General features: G+C 69.2%; 14 protein-coding genes. 4 read left to right on the top strand and 10 right to left on the bottom strand.

What is annotated here, in order from left to right:
- Positions 1 to 47: 47 nt before the first annotated feature.
- Positions 48 to 2,456, bottom strand: coding sequence for a TonB-dependent receptor (locus Q0R13_RS08350; protein ID WP_293902261.1), 2,409 nt, complete (start codon positions 2,454 to 2,456; stop codon positions 48 to 50).
- Positions 2,457 to 3,062: 606 nt separating this feature from the next.
- Here Q0R13_RS08350 and Q0R13_RS08345 point away from each other — a divergent pair.
- Both Q0R13_RS08345 and Q0R13_RS08340 read left to right on the top strand, forming a co-directional pair.
- On the top strand, positions 3,063 to 4,667 hold the full coding sequence (locus tag Q0R13_RS08345; protein WP_293902257.1) for a flavin monoamine oxidase family protein: 1,605 nt from the start codon (positions 3,063 to 3,065) through the stop codon (positions 4,665 to 4,667).
- An 8-nt stretch (positions 4,668 to 4,675) separates the two neighbouring features.
- A complete protein-coding gene (locus Q0R13_RS08340; protein WP_293902254.1) occupies positions 4,676 to 5,110 on the top strand; it encodes a cytochrome c in 435 nt (144 codons plus the stop codon).
- Between the two features lie 25 nt (positions 5,111 to 5,135).
- Here the strand turns inward: Q0R13_RS08340 and Q0R13_RS08335 are convergent, their stop codons facing one another.
- The 6 genes from Q0R13_RS08335 to Q0R13_RS08310 all read right to left on the bottom strand — a co-directional run bounded on the left by Q0R13_RS08335 (position 5,136) and on the right by Q0R13_RS08310 (position 10,253).
- On the bottom strand, positions 5,136 to 5,549 hold the full coding sequence (locus Q0R13_RS08335) for an SRPBCC family protein (RefSeq protein ID WP_293902252.1): 414 nt from the start codon (positions 5,547 to 5,549) through the stop codon (positions 5,136 to 5,138).
- 26 nt (positions 5,550 to 5,575) lie between these two features.
- Positions 5,576 to 6,808 (bottom strand): cytochrome P450, encoded by a 1,233-nt coding sequence (locus Q0R13_RS08330; RefSeq protein ID WP_293902250.1) that lies wholly within the window; start codon positions 6,806 to 6,808, stop codon positions 5,576 to 5,578.
- Between the two features lie 100 nt (positions 6,809 to 6,908).
- Positions 6,909 to 7,628 (bottom strand): glutathione S-transferase N-terminal domain-containing protein, encoded by a 720-nt coding sequence (locus Q0R13_RS08325; protein ID WP_293902247.1) that lies wholly within the window; start codon positions 7,626 to 7,628, stop codon positions 6,909 to 6,911.
- A complete protein-coding gene (locus Q0R13_RS08320; RefSeq protein ID WP_293902244.1) occupies positions 7,625 to 8,101 on the bottom strand; it encodes a MarR family transcriptional regulator in 477 nt (158 codons plus the stop codon). The genes Q0R13_RS08325 and Q0R13_RS08320 overlap by 4 nt, the downstream gene beginning before the upstream one ends.
- A complete protein-coding gene (locus Q0R13_RS08315) occupies positions 8,098 to 9,090 on the bottom strand; it encodes an ABC transporter substrate-binding protein (protein ID WP_293902241.1) in 993 nt (330 codons plus the stop codon). The genes Q0R13_RS08320 and Q0R13_RS08315 overlap by 4 nt, the downstream gene beginning before the upstream one ends.
- Positions 9,087 to 10,253: a Gfo/Idh/MocA family oxidoreductase gene (locus Q0R13_RS08310; protein WP_293902238.1), complete on the bottom strand. Its 1,167-nt coding sequence runs from the start codon at positions 10,251 to 10,253 to the stop codon at positions 9,087 to 9,089. The genes Q0R13_RS08315 and Q0R13_RS08310 overlap by 4 nt, the downstream gene beginning before the upstream one ends.
- A gap of 107 nt (positions 10,254 to 10,360) precedes the next feature.
- On the opposite strand from Q0R13_RS08310, the gene Q0R13_RS08305 reads away from it, so the two are divergent.
- Positions 10,361 to 11,638, top strand: a complete 1,278-nt coding sequence (locus Q0R13_RS08305; RefSeq protein WP_293902235.1) for a Rieske 2Fe-2S domain-containing protein — start codon at positions 10,361 to 10,363, stop codon at positions 11,636 to 11,638.
- A 68-nt stretch (positions 11,639 to 11,706) separates the two neighbouring features.
- The gene (locus Q0R13_RS08300) at positions 11,707 to 12,174 is read left to right on the top strand and encodes a MarR family winged helix-turn-helix transcriptional regulator (RefSeq protein WP_293902232.1); all 468 of its coding nucleotides are present in this window, start codon (positions 11,707 to 11,709) and stop codon (positions 12,172 to 12,174) included.
- Between the two features lie 144 nt (positions 12,175 to 12,318).
- Here Q0R13_RS08300 and Q0R13_RS08295 read toward each other — a convergent pair whose 3' ends face one another.
- The 3 genes from Q0R13_RS08295 to Q0R13_RS08285 all read right to left on the bottom strand — a co-directional run bounded on the left by Q0R13_RS08295 (position 12,319) and on the right by Q0R13_RS08285 (position 15,366).
- Complete coding sequence (locus Q0R13_RS08295) at positions 12,319 to 12,609, bottom strand: hypothetical protein (protein ID WP_293902229.1); 291 nt, start codon at positions 12,607 to 12,609, stop codon at positions 12,319 to 12,321.
- Positions 12,610 to 12,627: 18 nt separating this feature from the next.
- Positions 12,628 to 14,127 (bottom strand): L,D-transpeptidase family protein, encoded by a 1,500-nt coding sequence (locus Q0R13_RS08290; RefSeq protein ID WP_293902226.1) that lies wholly within the window; start codon positions 14,125 to 14,127, stop codon positions 12,628 to 12,630.
- A 213-nt stretch (positions 14,128 to 14,340) separates the two neighbouring features.
- Entirely contained in the window at positions 14,341 to 15,366 is a 1,026-nt protein-coding gene (locus Q0R13_RS08285) for a lysine-2,3-aminomutase-like protein (RefSeq protein ID WP_293902223.1), read from the bottom strand.
- Positions 15,367 to 15,535 lie beyond the last annotated feature (169 nt).

Here is a 15,535-nt window from a genome sequence, read left to right as displayed (position 1 = left end):
GCCGGGGTTGTCCCCGGCCCGCCACCGCTTGGGTCAGCCTAGCGGCCTCAGAAGGTGTAGGTCACCCGGCCGTAGTAGTAGCCGCCGTTGATCCCGAAGGGCGAGAAGCCCAGCGGGGCGTCGTAGACGTTGGCCCCGTCGGCCGGCCGCACGCCACCCGAGCCGTTGGGGATGTTCGGGGTCTTCGGCGCCTTGTGGTCGAAGAGGTTGTTGGCGCCGATGTTGATCTTGATCGCCGGGGTGACGAAATAGCCCACGTCCAGGTCGGTGATGGCGGTGGTGCCGATCCGGGCCTTGACGCCGCCGTTGCCGGTGCCGTCAAGGCTGACGATCTCGGACGACTTGCCGTAGACCGTCTCACGCAGGTTCACGGTGAACTTGTCCAGCGTGTAGAAGGCGCCGAACACCACCTTGCCCCGCGGGGTGGCGGTGGTCAGGTAGCTCAGCGCCAGCGGGGCCAGCAGCGTGGTCTGGCTGAAGGCGGGCGCCACGACCTGGGCCGGGAGCGGCGCCTGGCTCAAGACGGTCGTCTTGTTGTAGTTGACCGCCACAGACCAGTCGACGTGGCCCATGTCGCCGAAGTCGGAGGCGTAGTTGCCGGTGATTTCCACGCCGCGGGTGCGGGTGGTCGCGGCGTTGGTGAAGATGCTCACGCCCACATAGCTGAGGCCGGTGGGGTCAAGCACGTTGCCGTGGGCGGCGATGGCGTCCAGCACGTTGCGCGAGACGATCGTCGAGCCGACCTGGCCCAGCAGGATGCCGCTGCCGATGATCCGCTTCTTGATGCGGATCTGGTAGGCATCCATCGTGATCTGCAGGCCCTCGATCGGATGCAGCACGAAGCCGCCGCTGAAGTTGATGGACTTTTCGGGCTTCAGGTTCTGGAAGCCGATCTGCTTGGCCGCCGCCGAGTTGGCCGGCAACTGCACCACCGCGAAGGTCGGCGCCACGTTGGTGGCCGAATAATATTCCTCGGCCAGCGTCGGGGCGCGGAAGCCGCTGGAGACCGTGCCGCGGATCGCGACCATAGGGTTGAAGTCGTAGCGGGCGGTCAGCTTGCCGACCGTGGTGCTGCCGAAGTCGCTGTAGTGCTCGTAGCGGCCGGCGAGATCGACCTTGAGGCCGGGCATCACCTCGGCGGCCAGGTCGCCGTAGACCGCGTAGTTGGTGCGATGGTGCTTGCCGGCGTCGCTCGGCTGGAAGCCCGGATAGGACTGGCCGCCTTCCTTGTAGATCGAGAAGGGGTCGCCGGCGCTGATCTGGAAGGTGTCGCGGCGGGCCTCACCGCCGACGGCCACCGTGAGCTGCGAGGCCAGGCCGACGTCGAAGCCCTTCACGATGTCGAGGTTGTTGGTCCATTCCGTGGAGCGGAAGGCGCCGTCGTAGAAGTTGCGCGGCGTCAGGCCGGTGTCGGTGAACAGCGAGGCGTTGGCCGAATTCAGGGTGGAGATCTGGTCGCGAACATGGCCGTAGGTGGTCGACAGATCCCAGTCCCAGCCTTCGTACGATCCCTTGACCCCGCCGCCGGCCGAATAGTCGTCTTCCTCAAGGTGCTCCTTGGGGTCGAAGCCGATCGGGAACGGCACGATGGTGACCCCCGCGACCGTCCGCTTCACCTTGCTGGGGACGCGGTAGTTCTCGAAGGCCGAAGCCAGGCGGTGGGAGTAGCTGGCCGTGGCGTAGAGCTCGATGGCGTCGGTGAGCTTGTAGCCCGCGTTCAGATAGCCGTTGTAGATATTGTACTGCGCGTCGCCGTTGATCTGGTTGGGCGTCGGGAACTGGGCCGCCAGCGGCACGCCGGCCTTGTCGATGGCGTTGTCGGTGGGCAGGATCGAACCGTCGCGGGCCTGGACCCGGCGATCCGCGCCGCCACGCAGGCTGAAGCCGTGGTAGCGATTCTCCAGCGTGACGTTGACGAACCCGTCCGCGCCGATCGGCGCGCCGAAGTTCAGCGAGATGGCGGCGGTGTCACCGTCGCTCTTGTAGTACTGGCCCGCCGTGGCCATCGCGACGCCGCCGTGATTGGCGGACTTCAGGATGATGTTGACGACGCCGGCGATGGCGTCGGTGCCGTACTGGGCTGCCGCGCCGTCCTGCAGCACTTCGACGTGGTCGATCGCGCCCACCGGGATCAGGCTGAGGTCGGCCGTGGCCGCGCCCTGGTAGGGCCCGCCAAGTACGTGCAGGTTGCCGGTCGGGTGACGGCGCTTGCCGTTGACCAGGACCAGGGTGTCATTGGGGTTCAGGCCGCGCAGCGCCGCCGAGAGCGTCAGGCTGCCCGTATCGCCGCCGATCGCCTCGGCGGTGAAGGAGGGCAGGTTCTGGCTCAGCGCCTGGATCAGGTCGGGCTGGCCGACCCGCTGCATGGCGCTTGCGCCCAGCACCTGGACCGGCGCCGGACTATCGGCGGCCTTGAGGCCGGTGACCCGGGTGCCGGTGACGATAACTTCACTCACCGCGGTAGCGGCTGCGGCGTCCGCTTCCGCGGCGACGGCTTGAGACGATATGCAGGCGCCGAGCACCAGCATGCTGCTGAATGCGAATAGGTTCTTCATGAGTTCTTGCCCCGCCATTAAGTTGAGTTAGAAACCGGCGCTTCCCCCGCAGGACAGACCTAAAGACCCGACAAGCCGTCTAGAGTGCTGATCTGCGTCACAGGGCCCCGACCCCTTCGATAACTTTTTTCCGAGCCTCCCCTCGAGACTCGGACGAGACTTCCCGCAGTCGCAGAGCCCCGACAACAGATGACGCGTTCATGACAGGTGGCTCAAGAGAATTTGCCGCTTACGGCAAAAAAAATGGGCAATCGGGCGCTTCGGCGCCCCAAACTGCACCGATGACAGGCATTGCGACCGATCCTCGCCGGCGGACAGGCGCTTCCCGGACCTCGCGCTTGCCCTTAGCTTGTGCTCTGTCAGGAGCGAGTCACGGTCGGACGCAGGGGCCTTGGGCAGGGCTCCCAGGCGTTCTGCAGGCCATAAACAACAGGTCAGCGGGCCGGCCGCGGGGTTGCTCCGCACCCCGGTGGCCCGGAGATCGGGACAAATGTCGAGGGATTGGTGATGGACGATCTGAATGTTGGGCGCTCGGGCGTATTCACGCGCCGGCGGTTCTTCGAACAGCTGGCGGCGGTGGGCGGGGTCTCGCTGGCCATGGCCGGGATGGACGCCCTGGGCTTCGGCTTCGCCTCGGCCGCCACCATGCCGCCGCCCCTGGCCGGGGGCGCCAAGAAGACCAAGGTAGTGATCCTGGGCGCCGGCCTGGCGGGCCTGACCGCCGCCTATGAAATGGGCAAGGCCGGCTACCAGGTGCAGGTGCTGGAGGCGCGCAGCTTCGCCGGCGGCCGCGCCCAGACGGCGCGCAAGGGCTTCCAGGACACCGACCTGCTGGGCAACCACCAGCTCTGCGACTTCGACGAGGGGCACTACATCAACATCGGCCCCTGGCGGATCCCCTACCACCACCAATCGACCCTGCATTACGTGAAGAAATTCAACGTGCCGATCGAACTGTTCAACAACGACAACGACGCGGCCTATGTCTATTTCGAGAAGGGCAATGGCAAGCTTGCGGGCAAGCCGGTGCGCAAGGGCCAGCTCGCCGCCGACGCTCGCGGGTACACCGCCGAGCTGATGGCCAAGGTGGCGTCCAAGGGCGACCTGGACGCGGCGCTCTCCCCCGCCGACCGCCAGACCTTCATCGCCTATCTGGTCAACGAGGGCCGCCTTCAGGCCTCCGACCTGACCTACAAGGGCACGGACGGCCGCGGCTACGACATCCTGCCGGGCGCCGGGATCGATCCGGGGCCGGGCAAGCTCTCCACCCCGTTCGCCTTCTCCGACGTGCTGAGTTCGCGCGCCTGGTTCGTGCTGACCTCGGTGGCCGGCTGGGAACAGCAGCGCACCATGCTGCAGCCGATCGGCGGCATGGACCAGATCCCCAAGGGCTTCGTGCGCAACCTGCCGCCGGGGGTGATCACCTACAACGCCCTGGTCGACCAGATCCAGCAGGGCCCGAACGGCGTGAACGTCTCCTACACCGACGCCAAGGGCGCCAAGGCCGAGGTCGCCGGCGACTACATCATCTGCACCATCCCGCTGTCGGTGCTGAAGAGCATCAAGATGGACGTCTCCAAGCCGTTCCTGGCGGCGATGAACAACGTCGCCTACGCGCCGGTGAACAAGATCGGCCTGCAGATGAAGACCCGCTTCTGGGAAGAGAACCACTGGATCTATGGCGGCCACGTCTACAACGACATCCCCGGCATCGGGACCATCTCCCTGCCCTCGGGCGGCTGGCACAGCCAGAAGGGCGTCCTGCTGGGCTACTACGCCTTCGGCGGCGAGGCCGCGAAGATCAGCGCCCTCTCTCCGGCGGCGCGAGCCAAGTTCGCGGTGGAGCAGGGCCAGAAGATCTTCCCGGAGTATGGCGCCAACTTCGAGACGTCGTTCTCCAAGTCCTGGCACCTGGACAAGCACAACCTGGGCGGCTGGGCCGAGTGGAGCGAAGACGGGCGCAAGACCGCCTATCCGCTGCTCAACGAGCCGGACGACCGAATCTACCTGGCCGGCGAGCACCTGAGCTACCTCGGCGGCTGGCAGGCCGGCGCCATCGAGAGCGCCTGGCAGCAGATCGCCAAGATCCACGCGCGGGTGCACAAGGCATGAGGACGACGATGCAGAAGACCTGGGCCCTGGCCCTCCTGGCGCTCGTCCTGCCGGCGGGTTCGCTGGCGCAGACTCCGGCCCAGCCGGCTCCGGCGGCGCCCGCCGCCGCGCCGCCAGCCCTGTCAGGCGAGGCGGTGTACGCCAGCAACTGCTCGGCCTGCCACCAGCCGACCGGACTGGGGATCTCCGGCCCGTTCCCGGCGCTGGCGGCCAACACCCTGGTCACCGGTCCGCCCGACGTGCTGACGACCACGGTCCTGATGGGGCGGGGCGGCATGCCGGCGTTCAAGAACGAGCTGGGCGACGACGACATGGCCGCGGTGCTGACCTACATACGCGGCGCCTGGGGCAACACGGCGGCGCCCGTCGCCAAGGCCGATGTCGTGGCGTTCCGCGCCAAGGCCGCCGCCGAGGCGCAGCCCAAGGACCTGCAGGCGCACTGAAGCCGCGCGGCTGCGGCCCGGGCGCTCAGGCGGCCGCGGCGGCGCGCTTCATGGCCTTGAGGTTGCCGCCCAGGAACTTGAGGAACCCGTCGGTCGCCTCGGTCTGGTCGACCCCCTCGGCCGGTTCGAAGTCGACGATCAGCTCGATCCGGCAGACGCCGTCGGCCAGCGGCACGACCGAGACGGTCGAGACGTAGGACGCCATGTCCGCCCGATCCAGGCTGTAGCTGTAGTGATGCTCGCCCTCGGAGACCATCAGCTCCACGACGGTGCGGCCGCCGCGCAGGCCCAGGGTGCGGACCTTGCCCTTGGCGGTGACCTCCGTGCTCTCGGACTCCACGATCGGCGCCCACTTGTGCATGCCGGAGAAGTCGCCGATCACCGCCCACACCTTGGCCGCGTCCAGCGGCACGACATCGCCCAGAACCAGTCGTCGCATCGGAACCTCCCTGTTTTGCGGGCAGTCTAGGCGACGACGGCGAGGTGTTCCATGCCGCGGAAGAATGGCAGCTTGCGCCAGGCCGGGGTCGCGTCCGGGTCGGCCAACCGGAGGTCCGGGAACCGCTCGAACAGCTTCACCAGCGCCACCTGGGCCTCCAGACGCGCCAGCGGTGCGCCGATGCAGATGTGCGCCCCGCCGCCGAACGCGACGTGCGGTTTGTGCTTGCGGCTCACATCGAAGCGGTGCGGGTCCTCGTAGGTCTCCGGATCGCGATTGGCGGCGCGCAGCGACACGGTCAGGGCCTGTCCGGAATGCAGCGGGCAGCCGCCGACCGCCATGTCCGACGAGACGATGCGGCCGGTGATGTCCACCGGCGGGTCGTAGCGCAGCACCTCCTCGACCACCGCATTGATGATCCCCGCATCGGCCCGCAGCTTGGCGAGCTCTGTCGGGTTGGTCAGCAGCAGTCGCACCCCGTTGCCGATCAGGTCGGTGGTGGTCAGGTTGCCTCCGACCAGCAGGGCGGTCAGGTTGATGCGCAGTTCGTCGTCGCTGAGCGCCGCGCCCTCGGTCTGCAGGCGGACCATGTCGGTGATCAGGTCGTCACCGGGGTTGGTGCGGCGGTCGATGATCGCCTCGGTGAAATAGGCGTTGAGCGCGGCGCCGGCGGCCTCCATGACCTTAGTCTGCTCCGGGGTGCGGAACGGGTTCAGCCCCTGGATCACGCCCTCCGACCAGGCGCGGAACTCCACCAGCCGCGCGTGGTCGACGCCGAGGATCGAGGCGATCACGTCGATGGGGATCGGAACGCAGAAGCGGTCCATCAGGTCGAAGGCCGACTCGCCCGCCAGCCCCTGCAGGACCTCGTCCACGATCCGCTCCACCTCTGGCCGGAACCTGGCGACCCGGGCGTAGAGCGCCTGGGCCAGAGGGTGGCGGATGCGGCTGTGATCGGGGTCGTCCAGCATCAGGATGCTGGTCGTCGAGGTGCGCGGCAGGCTGGGATCGGCCTCGGCCAGCAGGCGGCGCGACATGATCGCGCTCTCCTCCGCCCGGATCGGATCGCGCCAGAGCCCGCGGTCGTTGACCACGGCGCGCACATCGCCGTAGCGGCTGAAGAGCACGCTGCCCGATACCGGGTCGGCATGGGCGGGACAGCGGCTGCGCAGGTCGTCCAGCATGGCGTGCGGATCGACGCGATACGCCTCGTTCAGCGGGGTCAGCTCGAGGATCGAGGGCAGCGGCTTGTCGGTCATGGCCAGGTTCCTCGCAGAAGCGTCGATGCACCGCACGTTAAAGGTGACGGCCGCGTCAGGTTTAATCCGAGCAGTGTTAAGTTCAAGGCCTCATTTCCGGTCAGCCGCCATATTGTCGGTCCCCGAACAGAATCGAGCGCTGGTCGTCGCTGAGGCCGCTCAGGCCGCCCTCGATGGTCTCGCGGCGCGCCGGACCCACCTCCATCCCGCGCTGCACCGCCGGTCGGGCGCCGATTTCGTCGGACCAGCGGGCCAGGGCCGGGAAGTCCGCGTGGCGGGCCTGCGCCTGGCGCAGGGTGTAGGGATAGGTGGCGATGTCCGCGATGGTGTAGTCGTCGCCGGCCAGGAACCGGCTCGCCGCCAGCCGTCCGTCCAGCACCCGCAGCAGCCGGCTGACCTCGTTGGCGTAGCGGTCGATCGAATAGGGGTGCTTGTCCTTGGCGTAGGACGAGAAGTGGGCGTTCTGGCCGAACATCGGACCCACCCCGGACATCTGGAACATCAGCCACTGGTGACACAGCGCCCGCGCGCGCGGCTCGGCCGGCACGAGCCGACCGGTCTTCTCGGCGAGGTAGAGCAGGATCGCGCCCGACTCGTTCAGCACGAAGCGCCCCGCCCCGTCCGGCCCCCCACTGCCGGGCCCATCATCGTCGACGATCACCGGCGACTTGTTGTTGGGGTTGAGGGCGAGGAATTCCGGGGTCAGCTGGTCGCCGGCCAGGATGTCGATGGGCTCCAGGCGCCAGGCCAGGCCCATCTCCTCCAGGGCGATGGCCACCTTGCGGGCGTTGGGCGTCGGGCCGCCATAGAGGGTGATCATGCGGTGTCTCCTTCGGCGCTCACCCGCGCGGCCTCGCGGGTGAGATTGGCGGACATCTGCTTGAGGACCCGCAGGCCCACCGCCAGGTCGGCGGGATCGACGCCGGCGCAGGCGATGGCGTTGATCTCATGGGCGTCGGGCATCAGCAGGGCCTTCAGCCCCTCGGCCTTGGGCGTCAGGAAGACGTTCAGCTTGCGCCGGTCGGCCACGTTGCGTTCCCGCCGCACCAGCCCGATCCGGGTCATCGCGTTGAGGGTGGTGACCGTGGTGGGCTCGGTGACGTTGTTGAGCTGCGAGAGGCGCTTCTGCGTGGCGCCGTTCTCCTGCCAGAGCGCGCGCAGGAAGTACCAGAACCCGCTCGTGAGCCCCTTGCGCGCCAGATAGACGTTGAGCAGGCGGTCGAAGGCCCGGTGGCAACGGCGCACCTGGAATCCGAAGCTGTCGCCCGGCGGAAGGTCCACGGGCGGCGTCATATCTTGAACGCCTCGAAGGTCTCCGGCGCGAACAGTTCCTCCGGCTGCAGCCGCCGCGAGGATAGTCCCTGCTCGTGGTGGTAGCGCAGGAAGGTGTCCAGCGTGGCGCGGTTCTTGGCGAACCCATAGGGCCACCAGTCGTCGCCCAGTTCGGCGCGCGCCTCCTCCACCGCCGCCAGCTGCCAGGGCAGCATCGAGGTCATCGCCGAGGTGACCGCCAGGTTGTCGTAGGTGACCTGCTGCGCCGCCTGGAAGGCCTTCAGCAGCGACTGGGCGATCCACCGGTTGGCCTCGTAGAGGCTGCGGCGGATGGCGATCACATGCATGATCGGGAAGATGCCGGTGCGCCGGAAGTAGGCCTTCTCCACCGGCACGAAGTCGGGGAACAGCCGCTTCACGTCGTCCGGCCGGGAATAGAAGGTCGAGGGCGTGCGGGCGGTGTGCAGTGCGTCGATCTCGCCGTCGGCCAGCATCTGCGACAGGGTCTGGCCGGGCCCGATGGGGACCACCTTGAACCGCTCCGGCAGGTTCAGTTTCAGCTTCTCCTCCCGCCCCGGCTCCTCCTCGCCGCCGGTCATGTAGGTGACGCTGGCCGGGTCGACGCCGTATTCGTCCGACAGGATCCCGCGGATCCAGACCGGCGCGGTCATCTGGTATTCCGGCACGCCGAAGCGTTTGCCGATCAGGTCCTTCGGCTCGCGGATGCCGCTCTTCGCCGAGACGAAGATGCAGGAGTGACGGAAGAACCGCGACGGGAAGACCGGGATGGCGATGAACGCCGGGTCGTCGCGCATCAGCGACACCGAATAGGACGACAGCGACATCTCGGCGGCGTCGAACTCGCGGTTGCGCAGCATGCGGAAGAAGGTCTCCTCCACGTGCAGTGGGATCAGGTTGAGGTCGATGCCCTCCGGCGTCACGCGGCCATCGGCGAGAGCGCGCGTGCGGTCGTAATCCCAGCAGGCCAGGGTCAGGCGCAGCTTGCTCATGGGGGGCTCTCCAGTTCGCTCAGGCTGACCTCGCGGCCCTCCGCGCTCGACCTCAGCATCGCCAGGCAGGCGGCCAGGTTGTCCCGGCCCCAGGCGGCGTCGTGCAGCGGCGGCGCGCCCGGCACGATGGCGCGCCACAGTTCGTCGATGACCGCGGCGCGCGGCGCGGCGCGCGGAGGCAGGTCGATGGTGCGGCGCTCATCGGCATAGACCTCGACGCCGGTCGCGGTCGGCCGCAGGTCGGCGCGCTCGCAGCTGGCGATGACCTGGCCGAAGTGTTCGTGGTGGGGCGACCCGGCGGGCGGCGCGGCGGCCTGGCCGCCATACGCCCGCTGGCGCTTGAGCGCCTCCTCCTGGGCGCCCGCCAGCCGCAGCCGCGCGGCGCCGTAGAGGCCGGGGTCCTTGGCCATGCCGGTCTCGCCGATCCAGTCCATGAGGGCGTCGGTGTCGTAGCGGCCGTAGCCGGAATAGCTGAGGGTCGCGGTCGCCCCGCCTTCGAAGGTCAGGAAGGCCTGGTAGGCGCCTTCGGTGGGCCGGTCGGGGTCCCAGGCGCCGGTCTGGGCGCGCACGCTGCGGATCGGCCGGCCAGCCAGCCGCCGGACGACGTCGACCTGGTGCGCCGCCTGGCTGAACACCACCCCGCCGCCGCGCGCCGTGTCCAGTTCTTCGGGCCGGCGCGGCCGGTAAAGGAAGTCGGTGAAGGTCATCATGACGATCATCCGCAGCGCCCCGTGCGCGCCGCTGGCGATCAGGTCGGCCGCGCAGGCGATGGGCGGGTCGTAGCTGTGGCTGGGGCCGACGATGAGCTGGACCCCGGCGTCCCGCGTCGCGGCCTGCATGGCGTCGCACTCGGCCAAGCTGAGCGCCATGGGCTTCTCGACCAGCACAGGCTTGCCGTGGCGCGCCGCCAGGATCGCCTGCTCGGCATGGAACTGGTGCGGCGAGGCGATGTAGACGACCTCCACCTGCGGGTCTGCGCAGAGCGCCTGCGCCGTCTCATAGGCCGGCGCGCCGAACTCGGCCTGGAAGGCGGCGCGGGCCTCGGGCCTGGGGTCGGCGGCCGCGACCAGCCGGCAACGGTCGTCGGCGACGAAGGTCGGCCGCATCAGCACGAAGCCGCGGCTCAGGCCCAGCACGCCGATGCGCAGGATGCGGTCCGCCATGCCTGTTCGCCCGCGCCCTCGCTGGACAGGCCCCGCGCCTGCGCCTAAAATACTTCGATATCTAAGTCTTATTCGACGGCCCACCGTCAAGACCCTGGGAACTAGGCATGAGACCTGCCGACAACGAACTGCTCTGCCGGGTGGAGGGCGAGGCCGCCATGGGGCTGGTCATGCGCCAGCACTGGCTGCCGGCCTGCATGATCGAGGAGGTCGCCGAGGCCGATGGCGCCCCGGTGCGCACCCGCCTTCTGGGCGAAGACCTGGTGGTGTTCCGCGATTCCAAGGGCAAGGTCGGTGTGCTGGGCGAGCACTGCCCGCACCGCGGCGCCTCGCTGGCCTTCGGCCGCAACGAGGACTGCGGCCTGCGCTGCCTCTACCACGGCTGGAAGTTCGGGGTGGACGGCGAGATCCAGGAGATGGCCTCCGAGCCCGCCGACAGCCGGATGCGCAGCCTCAAGCACCAGGCCTATCCGACCGCCGAGGCCGGCGGCTTCGTCTGGGTCTGGATGGGCGACCCCGCGGCGATGCGGCCGTTCCAGCCGCCGGCCTGGGCGCCGAGCCCGGACATCCGCACCTCCATCGTCAAGATGCACGCGGCCTGCAACTGGGCCCAGGTGCTGGAGGGCTCGATCGACAGCGCCCACTCCTCCAGCCTGCACTCCACCAACATGCCGACCGCCGAGGTGGCCGGCTCGACGGCGACCGAGACCGCGTGGCTGCGGCCCTCCAACGACAAGGCGCCGCGGCTGGAGGCCGAGCTCACGGATTTCGGCTTCCACTACGCCGCGATCCGCCGGCCGATCGTCAATGCCGACACCCACGACTACGTCCGCACCACCGTGTTCATCGCCCCATTCACGGTCCTGATCCCGCCCAACGACCAGTACAACCTGGCCCAGATGCTGGTGCCGATCGATGACGTGAACTGCATGTTCTACTGGGTCGCCTGGCACCCCACGAAGGGCATCGAACAGGACGCCTGGCGCAGGTTCTGCGTGGCCGTGCCCGGGGTCGACCTGGACACGGACTGGCGCAAGGTCCGCAACCTCTCGAACGCCTTCAAGCAGGACCGCGCCAGGATGAAGGCCGGCGACTTCACCGGCATTGACGGCATCCCGGCGCAGGACATGGCCATGTGGGAAAGCATGGGCCCGATCGCCGACCGCAGCTTCGACCACCTGGGCGCCAGCGACGTGGCCATCGTCCAGTTCCGTCGCCAGATGGTGGCCGCGGCCGGATCCGTGCTGGACGGCGAGCCCGCCATCGGGACCCGGGCGACGACGCGGCCCGCGGACCTCGCCTCCTACGAGGGCCTGGTCGCCAAGGGCGCGGACTGGCGGGCCTTCACCACCCGCGGCTCGGTCGCCAGGGCCGCCGCCGAATAGTCAGTCTCTTTGACAATCGGTCGGAAGCGCCCCACCAAAGCGGCGGGGTACGCGGAGGCTAAGCAAGGGTGACGGCGGACGACGATATCAGGCATCTGCTGCTGTCGCTGTTGCAGGGCTTCTACTGGTTCGACGAGGGGCTGCAGAACTACCTCCAGGCGCGGGGGTGGCCGGCGGTCACCCGGCCGCAGTCGATGGTGATGGCCAATATCGTGCTGGGCGTGCGCCGGCCGTCGGACATCGCGCGCCGCCTGGGCGTCAGCCGCCAGGCCATCCACGCCACCATCAACCAGATGATCGAGTTGGGCATCGTCGCCCTGGCGGACGACCCCGCCAACGGCCGCGTCAAGCTGGTCGCCCCCACCGCCCAGGGCGAAGCCATGCGCATCGACGCCCAGCGCGCCATGGTGATCATGGGCGAGGAACTGGGCCTGCGCCTCGGCAAGGCCGCGGTCCTGAAGACCGCCCACCTGCTGCACGAAGACTGGGGCCCGCCCCCGACCTTCAACCCGGAGGCGGTGAAGGGGGATAGCTAGATCTTCATTCCGCTCATCCCGGCGAATGCCGGGACCCAGATCTCAGAACTCGGTGGCGATCGGGATGAGTTCTGAGCCACGAGAACCGACATCTGGGCCGCGCCATCTGGGTCCCGGCCTTGGCCGGGATCAGCGGCTCTGATTTCAGTTCGTCGGCGGGCTCTGCGGCTTCGGCCCCTCTTCCGGCTCCACCGTCGTCATGCCGGTCGCGGCCGCGTCGTCCTGCACCTGCTGTTCCTCAGGCGTCGGCGGCGGCTTCGGCGCGACGGGGGTCGCGGGCGCGATCGCCGCGGCGGGGACGGCGGCCTTCGGCGCGGCGGGGGCCTCGACGGGCGTCGGCGGCGTAGGGCGGTCGAAATGCAGTCTCCGGCTCACCGCCAGGGCGACCAGCACCGCCGCGCAGGCCGCCGCGATCCACAACACCGTCTTGAGCATCCGAAGGCCCCCTAAGCCCTACGACTTCGCCGCGACCTGGACCTTGGGCGTCAGCACGCCCACCCGCTGCAGCAGGTCCCGGTCCCAGTCGTAGGGATCGGAGCGGAACTGCATCTGGCCGTCGGTCCCGGCGAACGCGGTCCAGTAGAAGATGAACACCGGCACCTTCGCCGCCAAGGGCGCGCGCACCGTCTTGTCGCCCTCGAGCTGGGTGTCGATCGCCTCCGGGGTCCATTTCGCGTCGCCGGCCAGCAGGGCCTCGGCCAGCTCCCGCGGCTTGGCCAGCCGCACGCAGCCGTGGCTGGCTTGGCGCGAGAAGCGGTCGAAACCGCCCTTCGAGGGGGTGTCGTGCAGATAGACCGCGAACGGATTGTCGAAGTCGAACTTGAAGCGGCCCAGCGCGCTATCGTCGCCCGACGCCTGCTGCAGCCGGGGCGCCCCGCCCTCGACCGGGATGATCCGGTAGCCGTGGGCCGCCAGATAGCCTGGCCTGGCCTTCTCCTTCGGCCACAGCTCCTTCTCGGCGATGCCCATCGGCACGTTCCACGGCGGGTTGATCACCACGCTGTGGATCGCCGACATCAGCATCGGGGTCTCGTCGCCGGGCCGGCCGGAGACCGCCTTCATCGACAGCACCGGCTTGTCGTCGCGAAACAGGGTGACGATGGCGGCGCCGGAGTTCACCTGCACCCGCGTCGCCGGCATGGCCGACGGCAGCCACCGCCAGCGTTCCATGTTGGCGACGATCTGCAGGATGCGCTGGCCGACCGGCTGATTGAGGTAGGCGACCACCTCACGGCCGGCGACACCGTCGGGGTTGAGGCCGAAGCGCCGCTGGGCGCGCTGCACGGCCTCCTGCAGTGGCTTGTCGAAGCCCGCACCGGTGGCCGGGACCAGCGGATCCTCCGCTGCCAGGCGGGCCCGAAGCGCCGCGGCGCGCGGGTCCTTGGCGCCCAGGCCCAGGGGCTTGCCCTCCGGGATCGGCTTCCAGCCGCCATTGGCCGCGATCTCGCGATAGTGGGCCAGGCCGCGACGCAGGGCCGCATACCCGGAGTAGCGGGGCGGCAGGCTGTCCAGCCACGCCTGCAACCGGCCCTCGGCCAGGGCTTTCACCAGGTCAGCCGAGGGGTCATAGGCGGCCGGGCGCACGGCCCAAAGCTCGGGAAAGGCCGCCGCGTCCATGCGGCCGATGTGGACGTCGTGGGCATAGCGCACCAGGCCATCGGCGAAGGCGACCTGCTGGGCGGGACTGAGCACGCCGCTGTCCGGCACGCCGTCGGGCACATAGCTCTTGGGCTGCAGGCCATGCAGGTCGGCGGCGCGCATGATCGCCAGGGCGGTCTGCACCTGGGCCGGTGTCAGGGCGGGGACCTCCACCGGCGCGGGCGGCGGGAGCGGCGCAGGCGGCGCGGCGGCCGGGGGAATCTGCAGGACCGGGGCCGCCGGGGTCGGTTGGGCGGCGGCCAGTCCACCGAACGCCATCGGCGCCAGCGCGGCCACGGCCAGGCAGCGCCTCATGCGTCCGCCCCGCAAGCCCTGCCCGCCCATGATATTTACGCCGTCCTCACTGTTGCCGCCCGGCGACGCCGGGCTTGCGGGTTATGTACGCCACCCGCTGACTCCAGGATGAACGCTTATCTCGCGAGATCGAACAGGTGTGTCGATGTCGCCACATGCGGTGACAGTCGCACTGTCACTTTGGGGCCACAGCGAACGGCCTGCACGGGCGGTCTAGGCGGGAGGGTAGCTGTGCCGCCCGCCATTGGGATCGACGACCCCGTCCTCGGTCACATAGCAAGGGCCCACCGGGGACTTACCGTGGCCGCCGGGGATGTCCAGCACATAGGTCGGCTGGCAGAGGCCCGAGACCCGGCCGCGCAGGTCGGCCATCAGCGCCTGCCCCTCGGCCAGGGTCGTGCGGAAGTGTGCGGTGCCGGGCGCGAGATCGGCGTGGTGCAGGTAGTAGGGCTTGATCCGCAGCTCCACGAACCGCCGCATCAGCGCCTCCAGCGTCGCCGGATCGTCGTTGACGCCCCTCAGCAGCACGGTCTGGCTGACCATCGGGATGCCGGCGTCGAGGATGCGGGCGCAGGCGGCCTCGGCGGCCGGCGTCAGCTCGTCCGGATGATTGGCGTGCAGCCCCACCCAGGTGGTCTTGCCCGGCGTCTTCAGGGCGGCCACCAGCGCCGGGGTGATTCGCGCTGGATCGACCGCCGGGATGCGGGTGTGGAAGCGGACCACCTTCACATGCGCGATCAGGGCCAGACGCGCCATCAGGTCGGCCAGCCGCCGGGGAGATAGGATCAGCGGATCGCCGCCAGTGACGATGACCTCCCAGATCTCCGGCCGTCCGGCGACATAGGCCATGGCCGCGTCCAGCTGGCTGGCCGTCAGCGGCCGCACCCCGTCCGGCCCCACCATCTCGCGGCGGAAGCAGAACCGGCAATAGACCGCGCAGGCGTGGTTGGCCTTCAGCAGCACCCGGTCGCGGTAGCGGTGGACGACACCCTCCACCGGGCTGTGGGTGTCGTCGCCGACCGGGTCGGCGGACTCCCCCGGCGACTGGATCAGTTCAGCGCCCGTCGGCACGAACTGGCGGGCCAGCGGACCGTCGCCGTCCCCGATCGCCTCGACCATCGCCGGCGTGATCGTCACGGCGTAGCGGGCGGCGACGCGCCCGAGGACGGACAGGTCGTCCGGAGACGCCAAACCGGCGGCGACGAGGTCTTCGGGCGTTCTGAGCGTGCGCGCATCCATCGGGGCGCCGCCATACGCCTTTCACTCTCCATCGTCATCCCGCGACTTGTTCGCGGGACCCGTCGAGGGCGACATCGGCGCTTGAGGATTGCCGGAACCATGGGTCCCGCGAACAAGTCGCGGGATGACGGAATTGATGGGTGAACACGACGCCCAGCCGTGCTGACAT

It is taken from the genome of Phenylobacterium sp., assembly GCF_025351295.1.
GTDB lineage: Bacteria > Pseudomonadota > Alphaproteobacteria > Caulobacterales > Caulobacteraceae > Phenylobacterium.
Note: the sequence above shows the minus strand (reverse complement) of the source record. Positions and strands in the feature narration are given on the sequence as shown.